General features: G+C 70.9%; 10 protein-coding genes. 7 read left to right on the forward strand and 3 right to left on the reverse strand.

Annotated features, from left to right (window positions below; genetic code table 11):
• Positions 1–7: 7 nt before the first annotated feature.
• The gene (locus ABZV44_RS00560; protein ID WP_354830247.1) at positions 8–472 is read left to right on the forward strand and encodes a tRNA (cytidine(34)-2'-O)-methyltransferase; all 465 of its coding nucleotides are present in this window, start codon (positions 8–10) and stop codon (positions 470–472) included.
• 10 nt (positions 473–482) lie between these two features.
• Here ABZV44_RS00560 and ABZV44_RS00565 read toward each other — a convergent pair whose 3' ends face one another.
• Complete coding sequence (locus tag ABZV44_RS00565; RefSeq protein WP_354830248.1) at positions 483–713, reverse strand: DUF167 domain-containing protein; 231 nt, start codon at positions 711–713, stop codon at positions 483–485.
• 171 nt (positions 714–884) lie between these two features.
• On the opposite strand from ABZV44_RS00565, the gene ABZV44_RS00570 reads away from it, so the two are divergent.
• A complete protein-coding gene (locus ABZV44_RS00570; RefSeq protein WP_354830249.1) occupies positions 885–1,877 on the forward strand; it encodes a hypothetical protein in 993 nt (330 codons plus the stop codon).
• A 106-nt stretch (positions 1,878–1,983) separates the two neighbouring features.
• Here ABZV44_RS00570 and ABZV44_RS00575 read toward each other — a convergent pair whose 3' ends face one another.
• Positions 1,984–5,340, reverse strand: coding sequence for an error-prone DNA polymerase (locus ABZV44_RS00575; RefSeq protein ID WP_354830250.1), 3,357 nt, complete (start codon positions 5,338–5,340; stop codon positions 1,984–1,986).
• 184 nt (positions 5,341–5,524) lie between these two features.
• Here ABZV44_RS00575 and ABZV44_RS00580 point away from each other — a divergent pair, with 184 nt between their 5' ends.
• From ABZV44_RS00580 to ABZV44_RS00595, 4 genes are all read left to right on the forward strand, one after another.
• Positions 5,525–6,556 (forward strand): SDR family NAD(P)-dependent oxidoreductase, encoded by a 1,032-nt coding sequence (locus tag ABZV44_RS00580; protein ID WP_354830252.1) that lies wholly within the window; start codon positions 5,525–5,527, stop codon positions 6,554–6,556.
• Between the two features lie 112 nt (positions 6,557–6,668).
• The gene (locus ABZV44_RS00585) at positions 6,669–7,934 is read left to right on the forward strand and encodes a hypothetical protein (protein ID WP_354830254.1); all 1,266 of its coding nucleotides are present in this window, start codon (positions 6,669–6,671) and stop codon (positions 7,932–7,934) included.
• A 188-nt stretch (positions 7,935–8,122) separates the two neighbouring features.
• On the forward strand, positions 8,123–8,875 hold the full coding sequence (locus tag ABZV44_RS00590; RefSeq protein ID WP_354830255.1) for a hypothetical protein: 753 nt from the start codon (positions 8,123–8,125) through the stop codon (positions 8,873–8,875).
• A gap of 178 nt (positions 8,876–9,053) precedes the next feature.
• On the forward strand, positions 9,054–10,691 hold the full coding sequence (locus tag ABZV44_RS00595; protein WP_354830256.1) for a DNA polymerase Y family protein: 1,638 nt from the start codon (positions 9,054–9,056) through the stop codon (positions 10,689–10,691).
• 79 nt (positions 10,692–10,770) lie between these two features.
• Here ABZV44_RS00595 and ABZV44_RS00600 read toward each other — a convergent pair whose 3' ends face one another.
• Positions 10,771–12,348 carry a glycosyltransferase family 39 protein gene (locus tag ABZV44_RS00600; protein WP_354830258.1) on the reverse strand — a complete coding sequence of 526 codons (1,578 nt, stop codon included), beginning with the start codon at positions 12,346–12,348 and terminating at the stop codon, positions 10,771–10,773.
• A 285-nt stretch (positions 12,349–12,633) separates the two neighbouring features.
• Between ABZV44_RS00600 and ABZV44_RS00605 the strand changes: the two genes are divergently transcribed.
• Positions 12,634–13,356, forward strand: coding sequence for an alpha/beta hydrolase (locus ABZV44_RS00605; protein WP_354831584.1), 723 nt, complete (start codon positions 12,634–12,636; stop codon positions 13,354–13,356).
• Positions 13,357–13,370: the final 14 nt, after the last annotated feature.

Raw genomic sequence — 13,370 nt, forward strand, 5'->3', positions numbered from 1 at the left:
GGAGCCCGTGTTCCATCTCGTGTTCTTCGAACCTCGCATCCCCCCGAATACCGGCAATGCCATTCGGCTGGCGGCCGGTACCGGCTGCGAACTGCACCTGATCGAACCGCTCGGCTTCGACCTATCCGAGCCGAAGCTACGCCGGGCCGGGTTGGACTACCACGACCTGGCCGTTGTCACCGTGCACAAGAGTCTCGCCGCCGCGTGGGATGCCATTCGGCCCGACCGGGTCTTCGCCTTCACCGCGACGGCCACCACCCACAGCACCGATGTCGCCTATCGCTCGGGCGATGTGCTGCTCTTCGGGCCCGAGCCGACCGGGTTGCCCGAGGAGGTGCTCGCCGATCCCCGCGTCACCGAGCAGCTGCGCATCCCGATGCTGCCGGGCCGGCGCTCGATGAATCTGTCCAATGCCGCGGCCGTCGCCGTGTACGAGGCCTGGCGGCAGCTGGGTTTTCCGGGCGCGGTCTGAGTCTCCGGGATCAGTCGTCGATTTCGAAGCGCTTGAAGCGGGAGGTCGCGCCGCCGGCCAGGCGGACCGCGGATTTGGGGACGCCGTAGTGGGCGGCCAGCAGCTCGATGGCTGCCTTGTTGGCCTTGCCCTCCACCGCCGGGGCGCGCACGTACAGCTGCAGCGCGCCGTCATCGAGGATCTCGACCAGGGGCCCCTTCTTGCTGCCGGGTTTGATGGTCGCCCGGACCACTGTCGACACGCCGCACTCCCTTCCCGCGCCCGACCCCCATTGTCGCGGACGGGGTCCGGGTTAACGGGTGGGGCCTGCGATACCGCGCACAGGCTCGAGGTCAGCGATCGAGGCGGGGACGTCGTAGTGTCGCAGGCGATGCCGCGGCGGCAGAAAGGTCGCCCGGGAAGGAAAGTTCAGATGGTCAAGCGTTTGCTGTTGCTGCTGTCGGCGGTGGCGGGGGTGATCCTGCTGGCGACGGGTACGGCCGCGGCCGGGCCGGTCACCGTTCACGACGATTCCAAGGTGCTCGATGTCACCAAGGTGACGAATGCCGCGCTGCAGCTGACGGATCCGGTGCAGATCTTCACCACCGAGAAGTACTCCGACGATCGGGCCAAGTTCGACACGGAGACCCAGACCCACGTCAAGAATCCGACCGACGTGGTGCTGGCCATCAATACCAAGACCAAGTGGCTGACCATCCGCACCGGCGCGAATTCCCACATCCGCGACACCACGCCCGCGGGGACCGCCTTCGGAAACGCGCTCGGCAGCGGCGATTACACGGGTGCGACCATCGCGGCGCTGGGCGCTTTGAAGACGGCCGCCGATCAGGCCGCGCCCACCAATGTCAAGGCCGGCAACCCGGCCCCCGCGCACCAGCCCGCCGCCAAGCCCGAGAGCAAGAGCAGCGGCTGGGGCTGGCTGGGCCTGCTGTGCCCGATCCTGGTCATCGGCGGCATCATCGCGGCGGTCGTCGCGTTCGTCCGCCGTCGCCGTGGCACCCCGCAGCCCCCACCCGCCCCGTTCGGCGGCGGTGGTTTCGGCGGCGGCTACGCCCAGGGTGGCCCGGGCTACGGCGCCCCGCCCCCGCCGCCCTACGGCGGTGGCCGTCCCGGCATGAGCCCCGGCGCTGCGGCCGGTCTCGGCGCGGTCGGCGGCGCCCTGGGCGGCGGCCTGCTCGGCTACGAACTCGGCCGGATGGAAGGCGAACACGAGCGCGACCGCGGCCCGGAATACGGCCCGCCCCCGGAGTCCGGCGGCTACGGCGGTTACGACCCCGGCCCCCAGGAGTGGGGCGGAGGCGGCGGCGACTACGACTTCGGCGGCGGCAGCGATTTCGGCGCCGGCGACTCCGGTGGCGGCGGTGACTTCGGCGGCGGCGGCGATTCCGGCGGCGGCGACTTCTAGCCGTTCGCCGATCCAGGCGAAAACCCTTGGCGCGCCCTGCATCTCACTCGAAGTGCGGGGCGAACCGTTCGATGCGACAACCGAAATATGGTGCCGGCGGCCGCGTTCAGCGGAAGTCGCGGGAACGGCCCTCGATGCGCAGGTCCATGCGCTGCAGATGGTCGGCGACGATGGTGACCGCGCCCTCGGCGTTCTGCACCCGCCCGCGGATGAGCAGGGCGGGCGCGGTGGTGGCCAGGCGGCGGTAGCGGGCCCACAGGCCGACCGAGCAGACCACGTTCACCATGCCGGTCTCGTCCTCCAGATTGAGGAAGGTGACCCCGCCCGCGGTGGCCGGACGCTGCCGGTGGGTGACCGCGCCGCCGACGAGAACCCGGGTGCCGTCGCGAATGTCGAGCAGCTGCGCGGCGGGGATGACGCCGAGCGCGTCGAGGCGCTCGCGCAGGAATTCGGTCGGATAGCTGCCGGGCGAGACGCCGGTGGCCCACACGTCGGCGGCGGCCAGCTCCAGCGCGCTCATCCCGGGCAGGGCGGGTGCGGCGGTGGCCGCGCCGGTGCCGGGCAGCCGGTCGGGCCGTTCCCCGGCAGCCGCGCCCGCCGCCCACAGCGCCTCGCGGCGGGTGCCGCCGAGACTGGTCAGCGCGCCCGCGGTGGCCAGCGCTTCGGCCTGTGGCACGCTCAGCTCCACGCGCCCGGTGAGGTCGAGAAACGTGGTGTAGGACCCGATTTCGCGGGCGGCCACGATCTGTTCGGCCAGCTCGGTGCCGATGTGCCGGACCGCGGCCAGCCCCAGCCGGATCTCCAGGCCCCGCGCCTCCAGGGTCGCCTCGGCCAGGCTGTGGTTGATGTCGGGCCCGTGCACCACCACCCCGTGCCGTCGCGCGTCGGCGACCAGCGACTGCGGCGAGTAGAACCCCATCGGCTGGGCGCGCAGCAGTCCGGCGCAGAAGGCGGCCGGGTGATGGAGCTTGAACCACGCCGAGTAGAACACCAGTGAGGCGAAACTCTGCGAATGGCTTTCCGGGAAACCGAAATTCGCGAAGGCGTATACCTTCTCGTAGATGCGGTCGGCCACCTCGCCGGTGATGCCGTGCAGGTCCTTCATGCCCTGATAGAAGCGGGCCCGCAACCGTTCCATCTTCTCCGGTGACCGTTTGGATCCCATGGCGCGGCGCAGCTGATCGGCCTCGGCGGCGGTGAATCCGGCGACGTCCACGGCCATCTGCATGAGCTGCTCCTGGAACAGCGGCACGCCGAGGGTGCGTTCCAGCGCGTTCTCCAGTGCCGGATGGTCGTAATCGGGCTTCTCCCTGCCATTGCGGCGACGGATGTAGGGGTGCACCGACCCGCCCTGGATCGGTCCCGGCCGGATGAGCGCCACCTCCACCACCAGGTCGTAGAAATTCCGCGGCTTCAGGCGCGGCAGGGTCGCCATCTGCGCGCGGGACTCCACCTGGAAGACGCCGACGGAGTCGGCGCGGCACAGCATGTCGTAGACGGCTTCCTCGCCCAGGTCCAGCCGATGCAGTTCGACGGTGTGCCCCTTGTGCTCGGCCACCAGGTCGATCATGTAGTGCAGCGCCGACAGCATGCCCAGCCCGAGCAGGTCGAACTTGACCAGTCCCGCCGACGCGCAGTCGTCTTTATCCCACTGCAGCACACTGCGATCGGCCATGCGCGCCCATTCGGTCGGGCACACATCGGCGATGGGCCGGTCGCAGATCACCATGCCGCCAGAGTGGATGCCCAAATGCCTTGGCAGCCCCTCCAATTCACCGGCCAGCGCGAGCACGTCGCCGGGGATGTCGGTGTGCTGCTCTTCCGCCACGCCCGTCCAGCGGCTCACCTGTTTGCTCCAGGCGTCCTGCTGTCCGGTCGAAAAGCCCAGGGCGCGTGCGGCATCCCGCACCGCGGAGCGCCCGCGATAGGTGATCACATTGGCCACCTGCGCCGCGTACTCGCGCCCGTATTTGGCGTAGACGTGCTGGATGGCCTCCTCGCGCCGATCCGATTCGATGTCCACGTCGATGTCGGGCGGCCCGTCCCGCTCCGGCGACAGGAACCGTTCGAACAGCAGCTTGTTGGCGACCGGGTCCACATTGGTGATGCCGATGGCGTAGCAGACCGCCGAATTGGCCGCGGAACCCCGGCCCTGGCAGAGGATGTCGTTGTCGCGGCAGAAGCTGACGATGTCGTGCACGACCAGGAAGTAGCCCGGGAATTTCAGGGTGGCGATCACGTCCAGTTCGTGTTCCAGCTGCCGGTAGGCGTCCGGGCTCCCGGCCCGGGGTCCGTAGCGGCGGGCCGCACCGCGGAGGGTGAGCTCGCGCAGCCACGAGTTCTCGTCGTGGCCGTCCGGCACGTCGAAGGGCGGCAGTTGGGGCGCGATCAGCCGCAGGTCGAACGCGCAGTCCCGGCCCAGCGCAACGGCATTCGCCACCGCCTCGGGGCAGGCGGCGAACAGCCGCGCCATCTCGTCGCCGGAGCGCAGGTGCGCGCCGCCGGTGGGGGCCAGCCAGCCGGCCATGTCATCGAGGCTGGAGCGGGCCCGGATGGCGGCCAGCGCCATGGCTCGGCGTCGGTGCGGCGGGGCCGCGAAATGCGCTCCGGTGGTGGCGAGTACGGGCAGCCCGACCCGGTCGGCGAGGGCGATGAGCCGGGCATTGCGCTCATCGTCCTCGGGGATGCCGTGGTGGGTGAGCTCCACGCTCACGTGCTCGCGCCCGAACCGGTCGATCAGATCGCGCAGCGCCGCCTCGGCCGCCGCGTCGCCCTGCTGAAGCGCCTGTCGCACAGTCCCTTTGCGGCAGCCGGTGAGAATGTGCCAGTGCCCGCCCGCCGCGGCGGTGAGCCGTTCCAGGTCGTAGCGCAGGATGCCCTTCTCCCCCGCCGCCATGTGCGCGGCGGCCATCTCCCGCGACAGCCGCCGGTACCCTTCCTGCCCGCGCGCCAGCACCAGCAGGTGCGGTCCGGCCGGGTCGGGTGTGCCGGTGCGCGGTTCGGAATTCAGTGCGTCCGACTCGGATTCGCGGCCGCGCCGCCGCCCGCGGGGCGCCAGGTGCGCACCGGCACGGGCCGCGGTGCCGATGGACAGCTCGGCGCCGAAGATGGTCGGCATCCGCCATTCCCGCGCCGCCTCCGCGAACCGCACCACGCCGTAGAACCCGTCGTGGTCGGTCAGCGCGAGGGCCTCCAGGCCCAGTCGCACGGCCTCCTCCACGAGTTCTTCGGGCTGGCTGGCGCCGTCGAGGAAGCTGTAGGCCGAGTGCGTGTGCAGCTCGGCGTACGGCACCGCCGATCGCGCGACCCGCCCGAGTTCCCCGGCCTCGTACTTCTCCCGCTTCCGTGACCAGGCCGGGCTGTCGCCGCCGTCGCCGTCGACCGGCTTGCGCGCGGGATCGGGCCGTCCGGACAGCACCCGTTCCATCTCCGCCCACGAAGGCGGGCCGTTGTGCCAGCCCATGACGCACCTCCTCCGCAATCCGACCGGTCTCGAGTATCGAACATACATTCGAAACCGATTGGTCTCTACAGCGGCACGCGCCAAATCCCCGGAGGCCGATTCAGGGGTGGGCAACCACACTGTGGCGCGGTAACTTACTTTGGAGTAAGTTCGAGGCAATTTCACCTGCAAGGGAGCAGAAATGATGGCATCGCGAAGCGATTCGGTCAGGGGTGGCGGCGGGGCGACGGGCGGGCCCGACAGCTCGGCCGACAACGGCACCGGTTACCTGGCCCGGCGGCGCGCCCGCCGCGATCTGGCCGGCAAGCACGTCGTCATCACCGGCGCATCCTCCGGCATCGGCCGCTCGGCCGCGCTCGCCGTCGCCGAGAAGGGCGCGGTCGTCATCCTGCTGGCCCGCCGCGCCGACGAGCTGTCCACCGTGGTGGACGAGATCACCGCCGCGGGCGGTGCCGCGTTCGGCTACCCGTGCGATGTCACCGATCAGGACTCGGTCGATCGGACCCTGCAGGCCGTGCTCGACACCCACGGGCACGTCGACATGCTGGTCAACAATGCCGGCCGCTCCATCCGCCGCGCCGTGCACCGCTCCACCGACCGCATGCACGACTTCGAGCGCACCATGGCCGTCAACTACTTCGGCGCGGTGCGCATGACCCTGGGCCTGCTGCCCGGCATGCGGGAGCGCCACGACGGTCACATCGTGAACATCTCCAGTGCCGGCGTCCAGGTCGCCACCCCGCGCTTCGCCGCCTACCTGGCCAGCAAGGCCGCCCTGGACAAGTTCGCCGAGGTGACCGCGGCCGAAATGCGGTCCAGCAACATCACTTTCACCACCATCCACATGCCGCTGGTCCGCACCCCCATGATCGCCCCGAGCGGCGATCAGGGCGCCGGCACCCAGTCCCCGGAGTGGGCGGCGGCGCTCATCGTGCGGGCCCTCACCGAGCGCCCCCGCCGCATCGACGTGCCGCTCGGCACCCTGGCCGAGTACGGCTCCATGTTCGCGCCCGGCATCAAGGAGCGGGTCCTGCACCGCTACTACCGCGCCATCCCCGATTCCCCCGCCGCCAAGGGCGAGGCGGTGCCCGAACCGGCGACGGCCGACGTGGACATCGTTGTCCCGCAACGCCGCCGCACCGTCCCGCCCGCGGTCCGCGTCACCGGAACCGCCCTGCGCCGCGCGGCCCGGCTGGTCCCGGGCACCTACTGGTGACCACCCGCTGACCCGGGACCGCCCTGCGACACCCGGCGCTCCACGCCGCGGCACACCGAAGCCTGTGCGCCCCAAGGGTTGCCGAGAGGATCGGACCTGGCAGGATCTCGGCATGACCGAGGTCTGGCAGCCGGATTCCCTGTTCTCGCGACCCGAGCTCTGGGCCGCGAGCTTTCTCGACGAGTACGCCTCCGATGTGCCCGGCGGGGACCGCGCCGACCGCGAGGAGGAGTACGACGACTTCGAGGCGGAGTACGACCTCGGCGACGGGTACGTATTCCGGGTCGCATCCGGCTTCTACGGTTCCTCGCTGACCCTGCGCCATCCCGGCGCCACCGGCCCGGTCGAGCTGGGCTGGGACGATCTCGCGCACTGGCATCCGCACGCCCTGCGCTGGTCCGAGGTCGACCTGATCTGCCGGGCCACCGCACTGTCCGACCCCGACGCGGCCTACCCCGGCCCGCACCTGGCCCTGCTCGGCCGTTTCGCCCCGCTGTGCACCGACGCCGACGCCGCGATCGCCGTCCCGCTGCTGCGCGAGGCATTCGCCGCCCTGCCGGGCCTGGACCCCTATCAGCGGCGCGCCTATGCCGCGCACGGCGATATCCGGGCATTCGGCGTGGATTGGCTGCAGGACGACGAAACCGGTTGGTGGTACCTCGATTACGTCGAGCAGCCGGACAATCCCTATCGCGATGATCCGGACTACCCCGCCGGCGACCTGTACTCGATGCGCGACCCGGACGATCCCGAATTCCCCTTCGCCGCACTGGCAACCGCTGTCGACCGGGCACGCGCCCGCTGCGCGGCCGTCCGCGACCAGCCCTGGTCCAGACGCCCCGAGGTGGAGGCGGCCGCCCGGACCTTCGCCGCCGATCCGACAGCGGCGCATCGGACAGCCCTGACCACCGCGCTGCACACCGTGGGTTGCACCGACCGGTCCGTCCTGTCGGCGCTGTCCCCCGGCGCGGGTGAACTCCGCGCCCTGGTCATGACCGAACTCCTCCTCGGCGTCGACCCGCACACCCTGCCGCGAACCCGCTCCGGCCACACAGCCCCACCGCCTCGCCGCCACCACGCCCACGCCTACCTGCCCGTTTCCTCCTCCGAAGCCCCTCGAAACGGCCCGGCATCACAGCTGAAGCCTCTTCTCAACGCCGCCCTCCGGGCCGCCGGACTGGGAACCACCAAGCACGGACCCGCCCGCGTGGGCCGCAGGGACGGCAGCTGGGTCGACGATCTCCCCCTGACAGTGATCGACGATTGGCGCGCGGCGATCGAAGTAATACGCGATGTCCTGCTCACTGCCAAAGCTCCGGCAGGCAGCAGCATCGAAATAACCCGCCACGGCGAAACCGTGGTGATCACCCTCGACTGACTCCCCGCGCTGACGCTCGGGCAGCGTGACGGATACGGCGCTTGATCACACGCCTCTTGACGCGTCCTGGGATTCGAGTTCTACTGTGCATTGATCGAACAAACTTTCGATTATGTTAGGTAGCTGGCTCGGTGCTGGCTTGCGTTGCCGAGGGTTGGGTCCCGTCGACTGGGAGAGGTGGTCACTGGATGGGTGCGGCTGCGGAGGCCAGGCGGGCGCAGTTGGCCGAGTTGCGGCGGCGGATGGCCGCCGTGCCCGCGCGCGGGGCCGAGGTGGCGGCCCATGTGCCCGTGTCCGAGGAGCCGCGGCGGGAGTCCTTGCCGGTGCCGGGCGCGCTCGAAAACCTTTTACCCGATGGCGGATTGGCCAAGGGGTCGGTGGTCGTCTACAACGGCGCGGGGTCGCTGATCTCGGGGCTGCTGGCCGCGGTGACGAGTTCCGGGGGGCATGCCGCGGTGGTCGGGCTGCCGCGGCTGGGTTTGCTGGCCGCCGCGGAGATGGGGGCCCGGCTCGACCGGCTGGCGGTGGTCTCCGATCCCGGACCGGACCCGCTCGAAGTTGCCTCCGTATTGCTGGATGGCCTGGACCTGGTGGTGCTCGGGCTGAACGGTCTCGCCGTCCCCATGTCCCGCGCCCGCATTCTCGCCGCCCGCGCCCGCAGCAAGAACTCCACCCTGATGGTGACCAACGGCTCCTGGTCCGGTTCCGCCCTGCACATCGACACCCGGGTCGCCGGATACAGCGGCCTGGGCCGCGGCTGCGGCCGCCTGCGCACCGTCCGCCTCGACGTCTCCGTCCGCGGCCGTTCCGCCCAACCCCGCTCCGGCCACCTGGCCCTCAGCCCCGCCGACGGTCGCGTCGAATGGGTCGCCACCCCCGGCCCCGCCCGGCCCGCCGCCGCTCCCGAACCACTGCGCCCGGCGCGTCATGTCGCGTCCTGACCGATCGCCGACCGCCGCCCCGACCGCCGCCGGCCAGGCGATAGCGCCTGCGGCGCAGCGGGTTTCCCGCGCCTTCCGGGTGCCCCCATGTGTGGGCGGGCGTCGTGTCGCGAGCTGACCGCCGCGATTGTCGTCCGGCTGCCTACCGCTGCGGTAGCGCCGCGAGAGCAGACCGGTCGTGAAGGCGCGGCGGGTGCTCGTGGTGTGGTGCCCGGATTGGCCCGCGGTGGCTGCGGCCGCCGAGGCGGGCACGGAGGCCACTCACGCGGTGGCGGTGTTCGCGGCCAATCGGGTGGTGGCCTGTACGGCGGTGGCACGGACGGAAGGGATCCGCCGGGGTCTGCGGAAGCGGGAGGCTCAGGGTCGCTGCCCGGATCTGCTGGTGGCACAGGACGATCCGGATCGCGACGCCCGTCTGTTCGAATCCGTGGTGGCGGCCGTGGACGCGACCGTGCCGGGCGTGGAGGTGCTGCGCCCGGGCATGCTGGCGCTCTCCGCGCGCGGCGCGGCGCGGTTCTTCGGCTCCGAGGAGGCCGCCGCCGAGCGCCTGGTGGACGCCGTGGCGGCGGTCGGCGTGGAATGCCAGATCGGCATTGCCGACGAGCTGTCCACCGCGGTCTTCGCCGCCCGCCGCGCCACCCTGGTCCCGCCCGGCCGGGGCGCGGAATTCCTTGCGCCCATGCCGGTTTCGGAGCTGGCGGTGGAACCGGTGCTGGCCGCGCCGCAGCGCGTCGAACTGGTGGACCTGCTGCACCGGCTGGGCCTGCGCCGCATCGGCGACTTCGCGGCCCTCACCCCCGCCGAGGTGGCGTCGCGGTTCGGCGCGGACGCGATCATCGCGCACCGCTGCGCCCGCGCGGTCCCGGAGCGCCCGCCCGCCGCCCGCCTGCCCGCCGCCGACCTGACCGTGGAGCACCGCTGCGATCCCCCGATCGAACGCGTCGACATGGCCGCCTTCGCGGGCCGCCTGCTCGCCACCGAGCTGCACACCAAGCTCTCCGCCGCCGCCGTGGCCTGCACCCGCCTGGTCATCCACGCCGAAACCGAAGCGGGCGAGGAGTTCTCCCGCATCTGGCGCTGCGCCGAACCGCTCACCCCGGACAGCACCGCCGACCGCATCCGCTGGCAGCTCGACGGCTGGCTCACCCGCCGTGCCCTCGATCACGGCCGGACCCGCGCCGCGGCTCCCGGGTCACCGGAGGCGCACGACGACTGGGATGCCGGCCCGAACGCGGCCGTCACCCTCCTGCGCCTGGAACCCGTCGAGGTGGTGTCGGCCGGCGCCCTGCAGCTCGGCCTGTGGGGTGGGGTCGGCGAGGACGAGGAGCGGGCGCGCCGCGCGCTGATCCGGGTGCAGAGTCTGCTGGGCGGTGACGCGGTGCGCATGGGTGTGCTCAGCGGCGGCCGCGGCCCGGGGGAGCGCATCACCATGGTCACCCTCGGTGACGAGCCGGTGCCCGCGACCGATCCGGCCCAGCCCTGGCCCGGCCGGCTTCCCGAGCCCGCTCCGGCGCTGGTGCTCACCCATCATCCTGAGGTGCGCCTGGAGGCTGCCGACGGTTCCCCGATCTGGGTCACCGAGCGCGGCCTGTTCACCGCTGATCCTGCCCACCTGCACTGGGGCAGCAGCTCCTGGCGGCTGACCGGCTGGGCCGGACCCTGGCCGGTCGACGATCGCTGGTGGACACACCGTTTCGAGCACGGCTTCGCCGCCCGCGCCCAGGTGCAGCTGGACGCCGAGGACGCCACCCGCCTGCGCGCGCTGCTCCTGCTCGGCTACAACAGCGCCTGGCATGTGGAGGGGCTCTACGAGTAGACGCCGCTCGAATGCCCTGCGGCGGTGCTGCTCAAATGCGCTGCGGCGGTGCTGCTCAAATGCGCTGCGGCGGTGCTGCTCAAATGCCCAGCGGCAGGCGCAGATCCATCATGGTGGGCCAGAGTTCGGTCCACGGATGCACGGGTTCACGGCAGACCGCGATGGCGATATCGCTGTTCACGCCGGGGAATCCGTTCGGAATGTTCAGGTGCGCACGGACTGTCACCTCGCCGAACTGCCGCCGCAGGGTGGGTTCGGCGCTGTCGAGGCCGACGTAGAGGATGGCGTCGGTGTCCGACGGCGGCGGGCCGAAGTAGCCGAAGCCGCGGTTGGGGCTGTAGACGGGCGGCAGGTCGTAGTCGCGCCCGAAGTTCTGGATCGCGGCCGCCTGCCAATAGTTCTGGGCGATGATCGCTTTCGGGCGTTCCGCCTCCGGGAGCTGCCGGTAGGCGTCGGCGACCTTCGCGGTCAGATCGGACCATCCCGAGGAGCCGAAAATGCTCGTCCGCATGGCGAAGTCGGCCTGGTTCCGGATGGCGCCGTGCACGCGGGAGGGCGGCTGCGGCAGGGTGGCCACGAGCGCGGCGATGATGGCCAGCGACAGCACCACGATCGGCGGCGCGACGACCCGCAGCAATCGGCCGCCGCGATCGTTCACCGAGTAGGGCAGCGAGGCCGCGCCGATGCCGAACAGCACGGGCAGGAATCCCGCTGTGTAGTAAGGCCGCCCGTGCCCGACGAGGACGACGAGCACCAGCAGCGCCGAGGCGACGAGCATGAAAAGGTAGGGCCGCAGCCAGCGTTGCCGGGCCAGGCACCAGAAGGCCCAGCCGGCGAGCAGCCCGCCCAGCAAACCGGTCAGTCCGATCATCTGCGGCATGCACGCGAGCGGCCCGCCGCCGGCCGCGTCCTGCTCGGCGCCGATCACCTTGCTCATGGCCAGCGCCGGCCAGCCGTGCGTGTGCTGCCACCACAGACCGGGCACCGCGGAGACCGCGAAGATCGCCGCGCCCTGCCACAGCGCGGGCCGCCACAGCAGCTGCCGCGGTCCCGCGACGAGCACGCCCGCGCCCAGGCACAGCAGGATCGTGGGGATGAACCATTTGACCTGCAGATCGATGGCGGCGACGAGGCCGAGCGCGACGAGCAGACGGTCGTCGCGGGTGCGGATCCAACGGATCAGCAACCAGATGACGGCGGCCTGCAGGGTGGCGTCGAAGGAGAAGGTGCTCAGCTGGACGGCCTGGGTCGCGGCGAGTGGCGAGACCCCGTAGGCGGCGGCCGCGAGCAATTGCCCGGTGCGCGAGCCGCCCAGTTCGTAGGCGACCGCGGCACTGATCACCACTGCGGCCGCGGTCATCAGGACCGCCGGCAATCGCAACACGGGCGCCGAGCCGGGCGCCACGGCGTCGGCCAGGTGGGCCATCAGCGGTATGAGCACGCCTTGGTCGGCGTAGGTGATGCTGCGGTGCGCGCCCGCGGCGACGAAATACAGTTCGTCGCCGAAGAAGTCGTAGCGCAGCGTGGGGACGGCGAGAAAGGCCCCGCTGAGTGCGGCTAGTAGAAGGACCCACGCCGTAGCGAAGGTGGGCCGCGGCGGGCTCGGTTCCTGGAGATCCTGGAGATCGACCGCGGGGGCGGCAGCATTGAGAACCATATTTCCCCGGCAGAAAAGCTATTGGTGAATCGGGCAATGACGCTACCGTCACGGTTGACCGATTATCGACAATGTGAAAGTGATCTATTTCACATGCTGTAGCAAGCGGATATCACGCCAGGATGTGCAGGGTTTCGCCATCATTCGCCATCGGAATGAATAGGCAACCGAATCGGTAATTCGATATGGCGCTGCGCACAAACTGGGGCGCCACCCGGACCCCGATCCGTACTCTGGACCATCGTGGAGTCAGCGGTCACCCGGGTCGAGTTCGAAGACGTCCGGATCGCCTACCGGGATTCCGGCGCGACGGGCGGGCATCTCTACAGCGACACACCCGTGGTGCTGGTGCACGGCATGGGCGGGGACGGGCACACCTGGGATCGATTCGCCGCCCAGCTGGTACGGCGCGGACGCCGGGTGATCATTCCCGACCTGCGCGGGCACGGACGCAGCGGCCACACCGCCTCCTACCGATTCCCGGAGTTCGGGGCCGACCTGCTGCGGCTGTGCGATCGGCTCGGACTGGAAACGGCGGATCTGGTCGGGCACTCGCTCGGCGGATACGCCATCTCGTGGCTGGCGATGGAACGCCCGGAACTGGTGCGGCGCTTGGTGATCGAGGAACAGCCGCTGCCGCTGCGCTCAGGCGACGAGCAGATCCGGTTCACGCGCAGGCTGCCGTCGATCCCGGAACTGTGGCACGCCACCACCAGCATCATCCGGCATCCGCGCGCGGTGCTGGCCTTCGATCGCTCCATGACCGGGGTGGCGCTCGAACAGTTCCGCAAGCCGTATCCGGAGTGGTGGGAGGGGTTGTCCGACATCACCGCGCCCACGCTGTTCCTGCGCGGCGGGCCCGGCGGCATGGTGGACCCGGACAAGCTCGAGCAGGTGCGCGTGAGCCTGCCCGATTGCACGATTCGCGCCTTCGGGTGCGGGCACAGCATCCACCGCGACCGCTACCACGAGTTCGAGGCCGAAGTGCTCCCCTTTCTGGGGCACTGAGCTGGCGGAATCTA

It is taken from the genome of Nocardia sp. NPDC004860 (assembly GCF_040609015.1).
Classification (GTDB): domain Bacteria; phylum Actinomycetota; class Actinomycetes; order Mycobacteriales; family Mycobacteriaceae; genus Nocardia.

Coding starts and splice junctions, on each gene's coding strand:
- ABZV44_RS00570 (WP_354830249.1), top strand. CDS start 885: ATGGTCAAGCGTTTGCTGTTGCTGCTGTCGGCGGTGGCGGGGGTGATC.
- ABZV44_RS00575 (WP_354830250.1), bottom strand. CDS start 5,340: ATGGGCTGGCACAACGGCCCGCCTTCGTGGGCGGAGATGGAACGGGTG.
- ABZV44_RS00580 (WP_354830252.1), top strand. CDS start 5,525: ATGGCATCGCGAAGCGATTCGGTCAGGGGTGGCGGCGGGGCGACGGGC.
- ABZV44_RS00585 (WP_354830254.1), top strand. CDS start 6,669: ATGACCGAGGTCTGGCAGCCGGATTCCCTGTTCTCGCGACCCGAGCTC.
- ABZV44_RS00590 (WP_354830255.1), top strand. CDS start 8,123: ATGGGTGCGGCTGCGGAGGCCAGGCGGGCGCAGTTGGCCGAGTTGCGG.
- ABZV44_RS00600 (WP_354830258.1), bottom strand. CDS start 12,348: ATGGTTCTCAATGCTGCCGCCCCCGCGGTCGATCTCCAGGATCTCCAG.